Origin of the sequence: Prosthecobacter sp. (assembly GCF_044222345.1) — a bacterium.
GTDB lineage: Bacteria > Verrucomicrobiota > Verrucomicrobiia > Verrucomicrobiales > Verrucomicrobiaceae > Prosthecobacter.
The window spans coordinates 26,410-42,161 of sequence record NZ_JBGANL010000002.1 but is presented as its reverse complement, the minus strand read 5'-3'; the positions used below and the strand labels follow the sequence as shown (position 1 = coordinate 42,161).

At 60.9% G+C, this 15,752-nt stretch carries 11 protein-coding genes; 1 reads left to right on the top strand and 10 read right to left on the bottom strand.

All coding sequences use genetic code 11. The annotated features are described in order from the left end of the window. Position 1: 1 nt before the first annotated feature. The 10 genes from ACILSL_RS01825 to rph all read right to left on the bottom strand — a co-directional run bounded on the left by ACILSL_RS01825 (position 2) and on the right by rph (position 14,835). Positions 2–2,353, bottom strand: coding sequence for a hypothetical protein (locus ACILSL_RS01825; RefSeq protein WP_395730287.1), 2,352 nt, complete (start codon positions 2,351–2,353; stop codon positions 2–4). Then, complete coding sequence (locus ACILSL_RS01820) at positions 2,350–5,715, bottom strand: hypothetical protein (RefSeq protein ID WP_395730286.1); 3,366 nt, start codon at positions 5,713–5,715, stop codon at positions 2,350–2,352. Before ACILSL_RS01820 ends, ACILSL_RS01825 begins: the two co-directional genes overlap by 4 nt. Positions 5,716–5,769: 54 nt before the next feature. After that, positions 5,770–7,974 (bottom strand): hypothetical protein, encoded by a 2,205-nt coding sequence (locus ACILSL_RS01815; protein ID WP_395730285.1) that lies wholly within the window; start codon positions 7,972–7,974, stop codon positions 5,770–5,772. Then, the gene (locus tag ACILSL_RS01810) at positions 7,971–9,965 is read right to left on the bottom strand and encodes a BatA domain-containing protein (RefSeq protein WP_395730284.1); all 1,995 of its coding nucleotides are present in this window, start codon (positions 9,963–9,965) and stop codon (positions 7,971–7,973) included. Before ACILSL_RS01810 ends, ACILSL_RS01815 begins: the two co-directional genes overlap by 4 nt. Continuing rightward, on the bottom strand, positions 9,962–10,411 hold the full coding sequence (locus ACILSL_RS01805; RefSeq protein ID WP_395730283.1) for a hypothetical protein: 450 nt from the start codon (positions 10,409–10,411) through the stop codon (positions 9,962–9,964). Before ACILSL_RS01805 ends, ACILSL_RS01810 begins: the two co-directional genes overlap by 4 nt. After that, positions 10,411–11,313 carry a DUF58 domain-containing protein gene (locus tag ACILSL_RS01800; protein ID WP_395730282.1) on the bottom strand — a complete coding sequence of 301 codons (903 nt, stop codon included), beginning with the start codon at positions 11,311–11,313 and terminating at the stop codon, positions 10,411–10,413. Before ACILSL_RS01800 ends, ACILSL_RS01805 begins: the two co-directional genes overlap by 1 nt. Positions 11,314–11,343: 30 nt before the next feature. Then, on the bottom strand, positions 11,344–11,817 hold the full coding sequence (locus tag ACILSL_RS01795) for a four helix bundle protein (RefSeq protein ID WP_395730281.1): 474 nt from the start codon (positions 11,815–11,817) through the stop codon (positions 11,344–11,346). 80 nt (positions 11,818–11,897) lie between these two features. Further along, positions 11,898–12,905 (bottom strand): AAA family ATPase, encoded by a 1,008-nt coding sequence (locus ACILSL_RS01790; RefSeq protein WP_395730280.1) that lies wholly within the window; start codon positions 12,903–12,905, stop codon positions 11,898–11,900. 104 nt (positions 12,906–13,009) lie between these two features. Continuing rightward, positions 13,010–13,945, bottom strand: coding sequence for a histone deacetylase (locus ACILSL_RS01785; RefSeq protein WP_395730279.1), 936 nt, complete (start codon positions 13,943–13,945; stop codon positions 13,010–13,012). A 104-nt stretch (positions 13,946–14,049) separates the two neighbouring features. Beyond that, complete coding sequence (gene rph / locus ACILSL_RS01780) at positions 14,050–14,835, bottom strand: ribonuclease PH (protein ID WP_395730278.1); 786 nt, start codon at positions 14,833–14,835, stop codon at positions 14,050–14,052. Positions 14,836–14,985: 150 nt separating this feature from the next. Between rph and ACILSL_RS01775 the strand changes: the two genes are divergently transcribed. Next, complete coding sequence (locus ACILSL_RS01775) at positions 14,986–15,666, top strand: hypothetical protein (RefSeq protein WP_395730277.1); 681 nt, start codon at positions 14,986–14,988, stop codon at positions 15,664–15,666. Positions 15,667–15,752 lie beyond the last annotated feature (86 nt).

Below are 15,752 nucleotides of genomic sequence, written 5' to 3'. Positions count from 1 at the left end.
GTCACTGATCTATCATGAGCCCGCCGTTGAAAAGGATCTGGGGGCCGTTGGCCTGCCCCCTCTGCTTCTTGCGCTGTTCGTGATTGTTCTTGATGCCCTCCCAGTATTGCATCGCGTCGGGCAGGTCGCGTTCCTTGCACAGCTTCCACTGCTCCGGAGTGAGGATGGCCTGCATCTCTTTTTCCGCCACGCCCGCCAGCGGTACCAGGGCGTAGTAGTATTGCAAAAACCACTGGGCGGACATGTAGCGTTCGATGTCCGGCAGGTACTCGGCCAGCACCTGCTGGACGGCGCTTTCGAGTCGGGCGCTTTGATTGGATGAGAGCTTGCGGCGGCGGTCCAGTTCGGAGGTGCACATCGCCGCCATGGCCTTCAGCCGGTAGTCCTGCCGCTCATCAGCCACGTGCTTGAGTTTTTTCAGCTGGTCTTCAGTCAGGGTGGTTTGCAGCGCTGTTTTCCACAGTTCCGTGTTTTGCGGCTTGGTATCATTGCGGCTGTAGTTCGCGCGTGCGGTGCCTGCCAGCGTCTGCAGGAGGTTCTTGGGTGTCGCGGTCTGCACGCTCTGGCGCACGAAGTTCTCGGTAAACTGGCGCCAGGACTCCAGGCTCGTCTCCACGGCTCCCTTGGCCGCTGTGGTCAGCCTTGCCACGGCAGGTTCGGAAAGGGACAGCAGGCGTGAGGCTTCCTCGACCTGCGGCATCATCGCCGCCATGGTCTTGCTCCGCTCCGCGACAAACATCTTGTAAAGGTGCTGCGAGATCGCCGCCTCCATGTCCGGCGCCTCGGGGAAGGTGCCGTTCATGTCGGGCATGACGTTGCGCGATGAATTGTTGGTGGGGACGATCAATTCCTTCCAGTGTTTCAACTGCACATCGTCCAGAATGGCGCGCGCCATCTCCTCCTTCACTTTGCCCGCGTTCTGAAACAGCTGGGTGACATTGTAGCTCCAGTACTGCTGCCGGCGCTGGTCCATCAGCGGCTGCATCAGCTCGACCAGCAGTGGTTCAAACTGCGTGCGCTGCTCCTGGGAAAGCGCGAGCATCTTGTCCATTTCCGCCAGGCAGATGCGCGAGATCGCCAGGCTGTTGCGCTCCTCACGCCGCTTGTTTTCGGTCGTCATGCGTGTGCGCTCTTCTTCAGTCAGCAGCTTCTTGATCCCCTCTTTCCAGATGGGCAGCTTGATGGCCTGGAGGTCTTCGTTGATGCCAAAATACAGATTGCCGCGGATGCGTTTGCGCTCCGTGACCGAATAATTCCTTGCCTGCTGCAGCCAGCCCTTGCGCGCCTGTTTCAGCGATTCTTGAATCGCTTCCTTGGACAGCTGCTCAAGCGCCTTTTGCCGCTCCTTGTTCAAATTCAGCGCCATGACGATGCCGTCGATCTCTGCATCCATGGCGATCTCCATCTGCTGCTCCGCCTGTTGCTCGGAAGGCTTGATCATGTCGGCCACCTCGGCTTCCGCCTTGCTGCGTTCCTCCTTGTCGGACTTGTGCCATTGGGCGATCTGTTCTGCAGGCAGCACGCTGGCAGCTGCTGCCTCCCAGGCCTTGTCCCAGGCCTCGCCACGCGGACGATCAAAGCGGATGTAGAAGTAGTTGCGGCCCATCATGGTCTCACGGGCGTCGGGCGGCAGTGTTCGCAGCATGGCGGTGGCCCGTTTTCTTTCCGCATTGCTGAGCCGGTCCAGCAGGCTTTCCGCCGCCTTGCTCAAGGCCGTCGTCTGTGTGTCTGAAAGTTCGAGCTTCTTCTTCATCAGCTCAATTTTGGCCCGCAGATCTTCATTCATCGGTCCGCGTGATTCACGCACCCAGCGTTCAAGATAAGCGGAGATCTCCTTGTCCACCTTCTCTCGGGCCTTCACATCTGCTTCGTGCCACGTGGCATGCCGCGCATCGCCGAGTGTTGTTTTCAAAGCGGCCAGCCACGCGGCGTCTTCCTCCGGTGGCGTCCAGTCTTCGATGGGCTCGTTCGGGCCTGCCACCTCCGGCTTCCACATGCCGATGTGCCGGATCGCCGCCGAGTCAGAGGTGCGTGACAAATAAGTGCGCATCATTATCACAGCAAGCGGCTCCCAGGATTTCACCGTCGCCTCCACGGCTTTCTTGGCCCCCTCCTTCAGCTTGGTTTTTTCCTCCGGCGAAAGTTTGACCTCTCCGTCGATAGTTTTGACCACCTCCTCCATGTGGGCGGTGAGCTGCTTCTGTTTCTCCGGCATGCACGCTTGAACAAAGTCAGCCAGCACCTTCTCGACTGCTTCTGAAAGCGGCTTCTTCAGGTCGGCCCGCGAGGGCGCCTGCGCCTGCGTTCCACCGGAACTGGTGAGAACAACTGCCAGCAGCATCAGCTTGATCATTTCACCCCGCCTCCTGCTTCCAGTTTGTTGAAATACGCATCCAGTCCGGTCTTGAATTCTTCCGGCAGCTCACGTCCCGTCTTGCCAGTCGCCTGGCCCACCGGACGTGCGTTCACATTCGTTTCTGCATCTGAGCCCGGTCCCAGATCCGACAGCGCAGCTTCCGCGCTTTCCGCGCCAGCGCTGCCACCACCCCCGGGATTGCTGCCCCCACCACCGCCGCCTTTGCCCTGACGTTTAGCCTGCAGCAGCAGTTCGATGGCTTCCGTTTCCGCTGCGATCGCCGGCGCTCCCGTGTCAGGCTTGTCGAGAATGCCCGCCGCCTCATCCATCACATGCATCACTGCGTCGAGCAGCTTCAGCTCCTTGCCAAATTTTTCATTGCCTTGAGGCAGATGCAGGATGTCATCAAACGCACCGCGTGTGTTGGCTTGGATGCCAAACTGCTTTGAGGCCAGCACGGCAGACTTTTTGCCATGCTCTCCCTCCTTGAGGGCGGCCTTTGAATTTTCCAGCTCGCGTGTCTCGTCGCGCAGCTTCATTTCATCGCGCAGGGATTTCATCACCTTCAGCACGATCTCCGGCGGCAGGCTGTCGGCGCTGCAGCTGCTGCATGATTTGCACTCGCTCGCCGCCACCATTTCCTCCGCCCAGCGGTCCAGCGTGTCGGCCCAGAACTCAGCCCCGGCCATGCTGTTGCCGCTAAGATTCACCGCCGCTTGATCTCCCAGATAGGTGAGCATTTTCACCACCTGCGTGTCTTTCATCTGCCCGATGATGTTCTTGAAGTGCATGTCCGGCTTGCGGGCAAAGTACGCCTCCAGGTCGCTCTGGATCACGCGCACGGTTTCGCTCTGCGTCTTCTCGTGTTCAGCGATCGCCGCGGCATCCTTCACCGGCTTGCGCTCCAGACCGAAGGCGCTGAGCGTCTTCGTGTTCAAATCCTTCGCCACCACGAGCTGCTGGCGGGACGCCGCCTTGAGCCGCTTCACAAACGTGCTGGCCTCCAGGCTGGCCAGGATCGTTCCCAGCTCATCTGAGACACGTGCAAACTCGGCCAGCAGCAGCTTCTGTTCGTCGAGAGCATCCTGCATTTTCTTTTGTGCCTGGGATGCGGGCGGCTCCTGCGGCTTCTCCTCCGATTTCTCATCCTTCTTCTTGCCCGGTGCCGCAGCCATCTGCGTCGTGGGCAGTTTCATCGTGCTGGGCTTGGGCGGTGAAGGCTTGGCATTGGGGTCCGCCGGCTGCGGTTCGGCCTTGCTCATCGAGCCCTCCTTGTCGCTGATGCTTGGCATGTTGTCCTTCTTCTGCTCTTCCGTGGATGCCTTGCCAGGCTGCGATGCTTTGGGAAGATCGGGCCCGTTCGCAATCTGCGGAGCGCTGGGTTTGCTCTGGCCGGCTTTGCCTTCACCCGGCTTGCCTTCCTTCGAAGGCTGCTGGCTGGAATTCGAAGGCTGCTGGCTGGAATTCGAAGGCGGATTGGCTGCCGTGGACGGGCTCGGTTTGCCGCTCTGCGCATTCGAGCTCTGCTTCAGCAAATCCGCCACGCTGGGCATCCGTTTGGCCGCGATGTCCTGCAATGACTTCAGCATCGTCGCCCAGGATTCCAGCCGCTTCGCATCAAACTCATCATTCCGCGTGGCCTGCTCCACCAGACTGCGTCCGCTCTGGTTCAGCATGCCCAGCCGCGATGCATTGGCATTCTCCGCGCTGGCCTGCTGTGCGATCTTGCGGCGGTTCTCCGGTCGGTCCAGCTCCGCCGGTGTCAGCGCCCGCAGTTCCTTGTTGGTCGCATGCAGCTGCTGCTCGCGCTCATAGCTCTCGCGGGCCGCTTCGAGCCATTTGCCGAACTGCTCCGTCAGCCACAGCGCATGGTCAGACTTGTTCAGCACATGCAGCAGAAAGGCCGTGGAATAGGCCCGTTTCCGCTTCGGCAGGTAATCTTCGGCCCAGGCGCGGATCTCCAGCGTCTGCGGTGCCACACCGTCTCGATCGGCACAAAAGGTGGCCTTGGCTGCCAGTGTCTTCTTCTCGGGCTCGCCTGCCGCCGCGATCTTGTCGCCCTTCGTCTTGTCATCATTCACGCTGCGCCATTCAAGTCCCGTGCGCTGAATGCCAAAGTCATCCTGCACGTCCACATCAAAGACCACCACCTCGGAATCCAGCACCACCTGCTCCTGCGTCTCGCGCCGTGCGGCCAGCCGTGGTGCTTCGTCTTCGATCGCGTTGATCTTCAAAACCAGCGGCTCGCGCGGCGTCAGTCCGTCGCGGTCCTTCCACATCACATGCTTTTCCGCGTCTGCGGTGATGGGATGGAACGGCGTTGTCACCTTCGCTCCTGAAACCTTCTCCGCTTCGCCATCCATTTCCGCCGAGGCAAGCTCCCGCGATGCCGTGGCTTCAAGCGAAGCCTGCGCTCCTTTCAGCACGCTGACCGCACCACCGCGCACTTCCGTCATCGGCTCCGTCTGGTACTTCAAATACTCCGGCAGCCGCGTACGCACAGAAAGTGCGGTCAATTCCGGGCGCGTGCGCGGCAGCACGTTCACCGTCTTGCGCACATCGCCGAGTGACAGTGACAGTGCTGCATCCTCCTTCTGCGGCGGAAATGCCAGAGGATAGGCGCCTGCCTGCAATCCGCTCACCACCGCAGGCTGATCGCTGATCTGCGCCTTGGCAGAGGCAGGGGACCAGAGCGTGTCCTTGTTGAGCTGCACCTTCAGATCAAACGGCTCCGCATACGGCACCACGAGGCGGTTTGGCAGCGCCTCGATCTTCGCGAAAGTAAAGCGCTCCACATCACGCCATGGAGTGGCCCAGCGTGCTAGGGCATTCCACGCGGCATCCGGCACCAGGCTCAGCGCCGCCACGGCGAGCAGCGCCGTCACACCCGCCGCCCAGCCCCATTGGAAATGCTTCGCCTCCGGCACCGCATGCGTGAAGTCCTTGTCCTTCACCGCCTCCGCCGCCTGCTCCATCGCAGCCTGCACGAGGCGTTCGCTGCGTCCTGCGGAACCCGCTTCCACATGCGCCAGCTCCACGATGCCGAGCAGCTGATCTCCCAGTCGGGGAAAGGTCCGCTTCAGCAGCCGTGCCGCGTCCTCCAGACTGCGCTGGCGCCACACCCAGCGGTGCCACTTCAGCGGCAGGCCCAGCCCCAGCACCGCCGCACCGGCAGTCAGCAGACTGGCGCGCAGCCACACCGGCGTCTCCATCACACGATCGAGGGCGAAGACCAGAATGTAGGAAAACACAATCCCGAATGCCGCCGCCAGCAGGCCCTCGGTGAGCTTGACGATCCAGACGCGCTTGCGAAAATCCGCGAGCTTCGATTCGAGGATGACAGGCAGTGCTGTTTTCATAATAGGCGAATGTTATCCTGATGAAACGTCTCTGACGAGCATTTGATTGGGTGTTTAGAACGTCCCGGCGGCCTTTCTTCCGACCCAGAAAAGGCTCATCAGCAGCACCAGCAGCCCCGCCCACGCGGGATGCGACCAGATTTGCAGCCGCCGCTCCTGCACCGCCGGCTCAGGCATCGCGGAGATCGCGGCAAGGATCGCGGCGGGGTTGCTGGCATCGAGCACTTCGCCCTTGGTAAACCGCGAGATCTCACGCATCACATCCAGCCGCGCCGGCTGGCCGCGCTTCTCACGGCTGGTGCCTTGAATGGAAATCTTCGTCTCCAGCGAAGAACCGGCCTCCGCGCAACTCAGCTGCACCACGTGCTCGCCGGGTTCCACCGGACTGAAGACGCCGTTGAACAGACCCCAGGCTTCTTCACCGGCAGGCATGAGGCGCACGCTGCTCACCTTGCCGCTGGGCGCGGCGATCTGCGCGATCACCGCCCCTTCGCGCAGCGGCTCCCCGGTGAGGCTCATGACGTTCGCGTTCAGGGTCAGCACATCCCCGGTGCGCGGGCGGTCAGGCGAGTAAAACAGGCGCATCTTGTCGCCGCTGCTCATGTTGCGCTGGTAGGCCATCCAGCGCACCACCTGGCCCCAGAAGCGGTAGTGGTACTTGTCCTCCACGCCCTTGCGCCAGCGCCAGGCACCATCCGTCCCCATGAACAGAATTTTGCCCGCGCCATAGGTCTTCGTTACGATCAGCGGCACACGGCCAAACTGATTGGACTCGGTGCCATGCGTTGCCAGCACCTCGCTGCCCGCCTTCGCACGCAGGGCAGGGGCATACCATTGAAAGCCTGGCAGATTGCTCCACACCCGGGCGCTGGCCTCATCGCTGTCTTCCAGCTTGGTCAAAAGACTGCGCGTGCCTGCTTCAGTGAGGGCAAACTTGCCCGGTGACGACGAGCCCCAGCCGCGTGGCTGCGCGGCGTCCCAGATCACCGGCAGGAGATCCGCCAGCGGTGTGTCCTGCAGCGTCGCTTGAAAGCCATGGAAGCCCGGCATGAAGACGAGTCCGCCTGCCTGATCACGCACGAGCTTCTGCAGTGAAATGCATTGGGCTGCGCTGAGCTGGCCTTTTGCCAGACCCACATCGCCCAGAAACACGACATCGTATTTCGTCAGCTCTTCATCTTTCGGGAACGCCTTCAAATAACCGCGGCCATCCCCCACTTTGCCCAGCCCCGGATGTAGCAGCAGACAGCTCACGTCCACGCCCGGATCACGCTCCAGCGCATTGCGCAGGTACCGGTACTCCCAGCGCGGGAAGGATTCGATCACCAGCACACGGAGTTGCTCCTTGCGGATCGAAAGCGGCGCCTCCTGCGAGTTGTTTTCAGGATAGCGCTCGCTCGGGATCTTCGGGATCGTCAGCGTCAGCTTCACCTCGCCGGGTTTGTCCGGCTTCCAGCCGATGACGTCCCGATACCGGCTCATGGCGGGCAGCGTCACCTCTTTGGTGATGATCTCGCCGCTGGAGGACTTCATCTCCAGCATCACGACTTCATCACGCGGCAGCGAACTCTCGATGGTGAACGGAATGCGCAGCGGCTTGCCCGCCACCGCAAAAGTCGGCACATCAAAGCTGCTCAGCTCGACATCCGGCAGCCGCGTCTCCGCGCCGGTGGGCACCGCAAATACCGGCACCTCCCGCATGCGCAGCCGCGTGGTGGCCTGGGAAGGCGCGGCCCCGGTGTTCCAGTCACCATCGCTGATCAGCACCACCGCCTTGAGGTTCGGCTGCTTCTCCAGCACACCGGCCAGCGCCGCATGAATGTCCGTCCCTTCTGTTGGGGGAGTCTGTGCGGATGAAAACGGCTCGATCACCACATCCATGCGCTGCTTCAGCGGCTCCCACAGCTTCGCCTCGATCAATGGCTTGGCGATCTCTTCACGCGACTTCGGTTCCGCATTCGGCTGCGCCTTGTCGATCACATCCTTGGTCGTCATGCTGCCCGACACATCGTGCAGCACCGCCAGCGTGGGCTTCGTCTCCGGCTTGAAAGTCTCCAGCCACTCCGGCTGCAGCAGCGTGATCGCAATGCCGATGGCGATGACAAAACGCAGCAGCTCCAGCCACCCCACGACCTTCCGATAACCGCTGCGCTGCCACGCCATGAACGCAAGCCCCCCCATCGCCACAACAAACGCCACACCCACACCGAAAGCGACCGGCGTGGGATTGAAGACGAGCTGTGCAGAGGTGGGCGTCATCGAGCGGGAGAGGGTTGTGGGTCGCGCTTGGCCGGCATGCAAAGCAGGGCCTCGCCCAGGAGCGCGAGCGCCATCACGAACAAGAACGTGCGCCAAATTTCACTGGCCAGGCTCGCATCATTTTCGACCTGGTCTTCGATGACGTGATAATCTAGACCAGCGAAGAGCTCCGCGAGAGCCGCCTTGCCCAAAGCTTCGGGATGATCCTCCCGCAGCGGTCGATTCAGCGCGACGAGCTTGTCACCTTTTTCGACAACACCGGCGCGCAGCGGCTGTTCAGAACTCAGCACCGTCTGGCCCTGACGTTTCCACGCACTCAAGTCTCCGCTGCCTAGAGCAGCAGCACCAGCCTCGCGCTGTTGCGCCTTCCCGAGGCTGCGTGCGCCTTCATTCAGCGCGCGGTGCAGCATGGCAAACATCACCACCCCATCACGCGCCAGACTGGAGGAGCCGGAACCGGGCAGCGTGCCAAGAAACCACGCATTCCCATCTCCGGGAATGTCGGCACGCATGAGCAGCGGCTGATTGCCCGTGAGTCGGGCCAGCGGCGTGCCTTCACCAAGGATCTCGCAGCGGCGGCTCACTTCCACATCACCCACCGGCAGCGCCGTGCCGCTGCGGGTGTTCGCCAGCAGTCCCGCATCATTCCGCCACCATTCGACGCTGGCCGGCTTGCTCTCGCTGCTCCACGCGCCCCAATGCAAACCGCCGAAGGCCTCCGCATTGGCCGACTCAGTGGGCAGAAAAAGAATGCTGCGACCCGAGTTCAGATGATTCATGAGCTGTTTGCCGATCAAGTCATCCGCCTTCGGCAGTGCCGCATGCCAGACAATGAGCGCCACCTCCTCCCAGGCAATCTCCGCCGCACGCGCCGGAGACAGCACCGTGGCGGCATACTTGCGCGTCGGATCAGCCGCAGCTTCCAGCGCCGCCTGCAGCGGTCCCGCCTCGGCTTCATCATCACTGACGATCACCGACTGCAGCACCGCCGGTTCATCAAACACGAAATGGTACACATTGTCAGCCGGCGAGGCATCGGCGGGCAGTTCCACCCGGCCCGCGCCACGTTTCGTCGTTTTGTCGATGGGGATGGCGTGGCCCTGCAGCACCAGCTGCGAGTCCTTCATCTCCACCTTGATCGTGCTGCTCACATCATTGATCACAAACCGCAGCGGCAGCTCCATCGGTTCACGTGAGGCCGCATCTCGCGTCACGCGCAGATCCAGCAGCAGTTCGGCCTTGCCCGCCGTCTCATTGCGCACCACACGTTGCACCGAGACCGCCAGATTTTGCGCCGCCGGCTGCGCATAGCTCAGCAGATGCAGCCGCAGGCCCTTCAGCGTGGCGAAGGCGCTGCGCAGCGCCTGCCAGCGTCCGCTGCCCGCATCCCAGTCGCTCTGCCGCAGATCACTCAGCACCCACACATCCGTTCGCCCCGTTTGATTCGTGGTGATGTAATCCAGCGCGCCCTGCAGCAGCGCGGGCACATCCGCCGTCGTGTCCGTGGCTCCGGTAAGCGGCAGATCGATCAGCGACTCCGGCTTCTCCAGCAACTGCGGCTGCAGGTGCGCGTTCTCGATCAGCACCAGCTTCGAGCGCACACCCACCGTGTCACGTAAAGCCTGCGCCAGCTTCGCGATCCCCGCCGCCCGCTTGCTCGTGCCAGTGGCCAGATTCTGCTGCTCCATGCTCGCCGAGCGGTCCAGCAGCACGATCACCGTGTCCGGTACACCCCCCGTGAGGCCGAGCAATCCGCCCGCCATCGGCCGCGTGATCACAAACAAAATCGCCGCCACCGCCAGCACCCGAAACGCCAGGATCAAAATTTGCCGCAGCCTCGACAGCCCCTTGTTCATCCGCTGCGCCATCTGCAAAAACATCATCGCCGCCCACTTCACCTGCCGCCGCCGATACAGATGAATCAAATGAATGATCACCGGCAGCGCCGCGAGCGGCAGGGCAAAGAGAAGCGCTGGAGCGAGGAAGGTCATAGTCCGCCTTGATCGGTGAAGTCCTTGGCTGCGAGTTCACGGGCCGTTTGAGGTGCTTTCCAGACGCGGTAAACAAGAAAGGCGATCAGCAACAGAAGGCCGCTGTCATACAACCAGCCACGATGGAAAATGTTGTCGGCTAGCTGATCACAGATGATTGTGAATGTCATGGGGATGAATAAGGCAATCAACACCTCGCCAGAATCATCACACAAATGCCTGCGCCTGTGACGAATCCAGACGTACCAAATGAGGCAAAGAAGTGACAAAACAGCTCCTCCGAGCCAGGAAATCTCCTTCAGATGGCTCAATTTCAGGGAATAGGCAGTCTGAAATCTTAACGCCGTCATGACGATCAGCAGAGTAGACGTCACAAATTCTCCGGGCCGCATGAAACTGTAGTGCGGCTGACGTCTGAAGGTGGAAGGCGCTCTGCGTTCGCTCATCACCGTCCCCCCTTCTTCTCAACGCGCGCCAGCAGAAACTTCGCGAGCACATCATCATACTTCTCGTGCAGCTTCACGCGCTGGTAGTCCATCCCAGTGGTTCGTACAAGTTCGTCCATCTCGTGCAGGTACTGCCGCACTGCTTCGCGGTAGTTCCGGGCGATGAGGCTCGGATCAGCCAGAACGGCTTCGCCACCTTCCATGTCGATGAACCGCGCCGGGCGGTCGAAATCGAAGTCGAGCTCACGCTGGTCGAGCAGATGGAACACCGCGACGTCGTGCTTGCGAAAGCGCAGATGCTGGATGGCAGACTTCAGTTCCACCGGCGGCACGAAGAGGTCCGAAAAAATCACCACAAGCGCCCTCTGGCGGATCTTTTCAGCGGCATCATGCAGCGCCGTCAAAAGCGTCGTGCCGCCGACGGGCTGAATGCCCGCCATCTGATCAAGCACCAGCCCCAGATGCGAAGCACCGCGCTTGGCCGGAATCTCCACCGCCTTCTCCGCGAGACTCCACAGCCCCACCGCATCGCCCTGCTGCGCCGCGATGTAGCCCAGCGTGCCGGCGAGCTTGCGCGCATAGTCAAAGCGTGTGCTGCCTGCCGGGCCGTAGTTCATGCTGCCGCTGGTGTCCATCAGCAGGCAGAGACGCAGGTTCGTGTCAGCCTCAAATTCCTTGATGTAAAAGCGGTCACTTCGCCCCCACGTGCGCCAGTCGAGTCGTCGTGTGTCGTCCCCTGGGACGTACTTCCGATATTGAGCAAATTCCAGCGACGAGCCACGCACCGGACTGCGGTGCTTGCCAGACACACCGCCAAGCATCGCGTGGCGCGCGTTGAGCGGCAGCGCCATCAGTCGCGAGAGGACCGCTGGGTCAAGAAAGGAGCGAGTATCAGATGCCATACGTCTCGAATGTGAATCCTCCTCTTCCTCCTACTCTTCCTCCTCCTCCCGGAAGGATTGGGATCGGGGCGCAGTCTTCCTTCGCATCCCGTTTGTTGGAGCATTGCGTGGCGCCGATTTGACCGTGGTGCTTTCAAAGCGGGTGATGAGTGCACTCAATATCGAGACCACACTCAACAGCATGTCTTTCCCTTCCAGAATTCTCTCACTCTTACAGGCTCGCTTCGCGACGATCGCGTCCAGACACGCAGCACACTCAGTAGCGGAACCGCGAGCGTCGTCGAAAAACCGCACACGCTGTTGGGTGGCGCGGCGACCGTTGCCTTCCGCCGTGTTCAAGAGTGCGGAAAGACTGGCGCGATCGAGCTGATCAATGACCTCCGCAAGGCGTGGGGTCTTCGCTGCTTGAATCTCCGCAAACAAATCAGTGAGCCAGCCGATGAATTCGAGTTCAAGTTGATAAACTTGAAGCTTTTCATGATCGAACTGGCGGGTATCGGGCATTGGAGTGGGGGGGAGTGGAAATTGATGAAGGCCAGAAAGGGAGGAAGAGTATGAGTAAGAGGAAGAGGAGGATTGGGTGCTCACCCAGCCTTCGCCAGTTCCTCCACCAGCCTCTTCGCCACATCCCGGCTGCTCACCCCGTCGCTCTCCGCCGTAAACGTCGTCATCACACGGTGCCGCAGCACCGGCTCCGCCACCTCCATGATGTCCTCCATCCTCACCATGTAGCTGCCGTACAAAGCCGCCCGCGCCTTGGCACCCAGGATCAAATACTGCACAGCACGCGGCCCCGCCCCCCAGCTCACCAGCGGCTTCAGCCACGCGGGTGCTTCACTGCTGGCAGGCCGCGTCTTGCGCACAAGATCAACGGCAAACTCATAGATGTGATCCGGCACCGGCACACGTCGGACGAGTTCCTGAAACGCAATGACCTTCGGGCCGTGGAGAATGTGTTCGAGTTTCGGTAGGCTCGCACCCGTCGTGCTGCGCGCGATCGCGATCTCCTCATCGCGGCTCGGATAATCCACACCGATCATGAACATGAAACGGTCGAGCTGCGCTTCCGGCAGCGGATACGTGCCCTCCTGCTCGATGGGATTCTGCGTGGCGAGCACGAAGAACGGCGAGTCGAGCGTATAGGTGCGTCCTGCTACGGTGACTTTGTGCTCCTGCATCGCCTCCAGCATCGCCGCCTGCGTCTTGGCAGGCGCGCGGTTGATTTCATCGGCCAGCACGATGTTGGCAAACACCGGCCCCTTGGCGAATTCAAAGGCGCGTTTGCCGCCGGGAAGCTCCTGCAAAATATCCGTGCCGGTGATGTCCATCGGCATCAGGTCAGGCGTGAACTGAATGCGGCTGAAACTGAGCGACATCGTCTCCGCCAGCCGCGAGATCAGCAGCGTCTTGGCCAGACCCGGCACCCCCATGAGCAGCGCATGCCCCCGCGCAAAGAGGCAGATGGCAAGCTGCTCGACCACCTTCTCCTGGCCGACGATGATCTTCTTCAGCTCGTCGCAGAGCTGGACGTAAACTTTTCGAAGCTCGTCAATGGCGGCGACGTCGTCTTGCGGGAGCGGAGAGTTGGACATGGTGATTTTTTAGGAGTGCTGCTACATGCCACCAGAAAACGGGCGTTCTGACAAGGGCGGCTTGTGTAAATAAACTGTCAACGCCGCCGAAACTTGGAGTTTGTTTATCTGAGCAGCGTCTGCACGTGATGCGTCACGGCGCTGGCCAGGCCCGGGATGTTGTAGCCGCCTTCGAGAATGGAGACAAGGCGGCTCTGACAGTGGGTGCGGGCGGACTCCATCAGGAGCTTCGTCAAAGCGACGAAATCATCATCCGTCAGCCGGAACTGCCCCAGGGGATCGTCGATGCGGGAGTCAAAACCGGCCGAGATGAGGATCAGATCCGGTTTAAACTTGTCGAGGGCAGGCAGCACGCGGTCAGTAAAGGCCGCGCCGATCATGCTCATGCCCGTGCGTGCGGGGAAGGGGAGATTCAGCGTGGTTCCCAGCCCTTTGCCCCTGCCAGTCTCATTGGCATGTCCTGTAAAAGGGTAGAGCGGGCTCTGATGCGTGCTGCAAAACAGCACGCTGCCGTCTTCATAAAAGATGTCCTGCGTGCCGTTCCCGTGATGCACATCCCAGTCCACGATGGCGACTTTTCCCGCGCCATGCTTCTGCTGCGCATGACGTGCCGCGATGGCGATGTTGTTGAACAGGCAGAAGCCCATGCCCTGGGCAGGTCGTGCGTGGTGTCCGGGCGGTCGCACGGCACAGAAGGCGTTTTGGGCCTTTCCAGCAAAGACAGCATCTACGGCGTTCAAAACACCACCCACAGCCTGCACCGCCACCTCATAGGAACGTGCGCAGATGGCGGTGTCGCCTGTGCTGAGATCATCACGGCCGGATTCGACATCCTTTTTGGCCGTGGCGATGTACCCGCGATCATGACACAGGGCGAGCTCATCCAGCGTTGCCGCACGCGGTGCAATGACCTGCGTTTTTCCCACAAGACCTGCATCCGTCAGCGCCTGCGTGATCGCCACAAGGCGCTTCACGCTCTCCGGATGCCCCGGACCCGGGTCATGCTGCTGGTAGATGGGATCAAGAAGCAGAGCCGTCATGCAGAGTTTACGCTGGTTGACTGTTGTTTACGATCGCTGGCCATGGCTTGGCCAACAACCGCAAACTACCGTAAACGATCACAAGCTACTGCAAACTTCTGCTATCAGCGTTTGCCGAAGAATTCCGCCAGCTTCTGCAGGTCCTTGCCTTCAGCCGGCTTCATGGCGCTGGCGATGGCTTCTTCCTGAATGGCAATGAGCTCCTTGATGCCCTTGCGGCCGTATTGCAGCATGGAATGCAGCTGCGCTTCGGTGAAGGTGGCCTCTTCGCCGCTGCCCTGGATCTCGACGAACTCGGCGTCTTCGGTAAGGACAATGTTGCTGTCCACATCGGCGGCGGCATCTTCCTTGTAGCAGAGGTCGAGCAGCGTTTCGCCATTGACGATGCCCACGCTCACTGCCGCGATCTTCTTCTTGAGCGGCTGGCGGGTGATCTTGCCTTTTTCCAGCAAGCGGTTGAAGGCGATTGCCACAGCGATGCAGGCTCCTGTGATCGCGGCCGTGCGGGTGCCACCGTCAGCCTGCAGCACGTCACAGTCCACACAGAGAGTGCGCTGGCCGAGCTTTTCCAGATCAACAACGGCACGCAGACTGCGGCCGATCAGGCGCTGGATTTCGGTGCTGCGGCCATCAGGCCTTCCACGTGAGCTTTCGCGGTCTTTACGCTCCAGCGTGGAGTAGGGGAGCATGGAGTACTCGGCGGTCAGCCAGCCTCCTTTGACGTTTTGCACCTTCATCCAGCGCGGCACCTCTTCATTGATGCAGGCGGTGCAGATGACACGGGTGTTGCCAAAGGCGATCAGGACGGAGCCCGCAGCGTGCGGGGCGACGTCGAGGACATATTCGATTTTGCGGAGTTGGTCTGGGGTGCGGCCGTCAGTTCTGGACATGGTGCTGCTTAGCACGAAGCAGGGGTGCGCCAAAGCCTTTTTAAGGTTGTCATGAGCTGATTGAACAAACGCCGAAGACCCTCGTCCAAAGCTTTAACTTAACTGGCATTCGTTATGCTAAAGATAGATGACAGTTCAAACTTAATCTCCATGACGCGCTTCCCTCGCCCCGGCTGTTGGTTCCGTTTTACCCCCACGGATTGGAATTTCATTCGAGACACCCTGGCGCTGACCGAGCGCGGCAAGGAAGGCTTCACCGCCATGCTGGAAGATCCGGACGCCGTGCCGATCATCCTCGACAACGACAAGCTCTTCGATGCCGCCATCCTTTCCCGCAAGGCCGCCATGCTCTCGCCGGAGCTCTTCTTCTTCATCGTGGTGCGCCATTCCCTGAAGGAGTTTGGCATCAAGGAGATCGCCGTGGCAGACTACATGGCCGTCGTGTGCGCGGACTTCGGCTGCTCGCCCACGAAGGGGCCGGAGGACATCAATCACAGCATCGACAGCCTCTACAGCGTGGACTATCTGGAAGCCATCGAGAACGCCAGCCGCCATCACAAGTTCTTCCTGCACGTGCAGTGCGCAAACCAGTTTCTCGTCCTCACCTGCCTGTATCCAGACTTCCTGCATCGCCGTGCCGCACGGCGTGGCGCACCAGATGTGGACTACTATGAGCAGGTGGTGGTAAGCCACCTCGATGCCGCCCGCAAGCACGTGCTGGCGGACGAGTTTGCCATGGAGGAAACCTTTGAAAAAGTGGCGCAGTGCTTCCCGCCTGCACGCCGGGCCATGAACCACACCGTTCGCGAGTATCTGAGCCTGGGGCAGTGAGTGTGGTTCATTGGAACCCTCCCATGGGTTTTCAGACCTGCCCGGCGCATGGCATTTTCATGCGCCGATCATGACCCACAAGCGCA

What these genes read in the sequence shown, in the direction of transcription:
- ACILSL_RS01795 (WP_395730281.1), bottom strand. Translation starts at nt 11,817, where the DNA reads ATGCCCGATACCCGCCAGTTCGATCATGAAAAGCTTCAAGTTTATCAA.
- ACILSL_RS01810 (WP_395730284.1), bottom strand. Translation starts at nt 9,965, where the DNA reads ATGACCTTCCTCGCTCCAGCGCTTCTCTTTGCCCTGCCGCTCGCGGCG.
- ACILSL_RS01800 (WP_395730282.1), bottom strand. Translation starts at nt 11,313, where the DNA reads ATGGCATCTGATACTCGCTCCTTTCTTGACCCAGCGGTCCTCTCGCGA.
- ACILSL_RS01805 (WP_395730283.1), bottom strand. Translation starts at nt 10,411, where the DNA reads ATGAGCGAACGCAGAGCGCCTTCCACCTTCAGACGTCAGCCGCACTAC.
- ACILSL_RS01785 (WP_395730279.1), bottom strand. Translation starts at nt 13,945, where the DNA reads ATGACGGCTCTGCTTCTTGATCCCATCTACCAGCAGCATGACCCGGGT.
- ACILSL_RS01815 (WP_395730285.1), bottom strand. Translation starts at nt 7,974, where the DNA reads ATGACGCCCACCTCTGCACAGCTCGTCTTCAATCCCACGCCGGTCGCT.
- ACILSL_RS01825 (WP_395730287.1), bottom strand. Translation starts at nt 2,353, where the DNA reads ATGATCAAGCTGATGCTGCTGGCAGTTGTTCTCACCAGTTCCGGTGGA.
- ACILSL_RS01790 (WP_395730280.1), bottom strand. Translation starts at nt 12,905, where the DNA reads ATGTCCAACTCTCCGCTCCCGCAAGACGACGTCGCCGCCATTGACGAG.
- ACILSL_RS01775 (WP_395730277.1), top strand. Translation starts at nt 14,986, where the DNA reads ATGACGCGCTTCCCTCGCCCCGGCTGTTGGTTCCGTTTTACCCCCACG.
- rph (WP_395730278.1), bottom strand. Translation starts at nt 14,835, where the DNA reads ATGTCCAGAACTGACGGCCGCACCCCAGACCAACTCCGCAAAATCGAA.
- ACILSL_RS01820 (WP_395730286.1), bottom strand. Translation starts at nt 5,715, where the DNA reads ATGAAAACAGCACTGCCTGTCATCCTCGAATCGAAGCTCGCGGATTTT.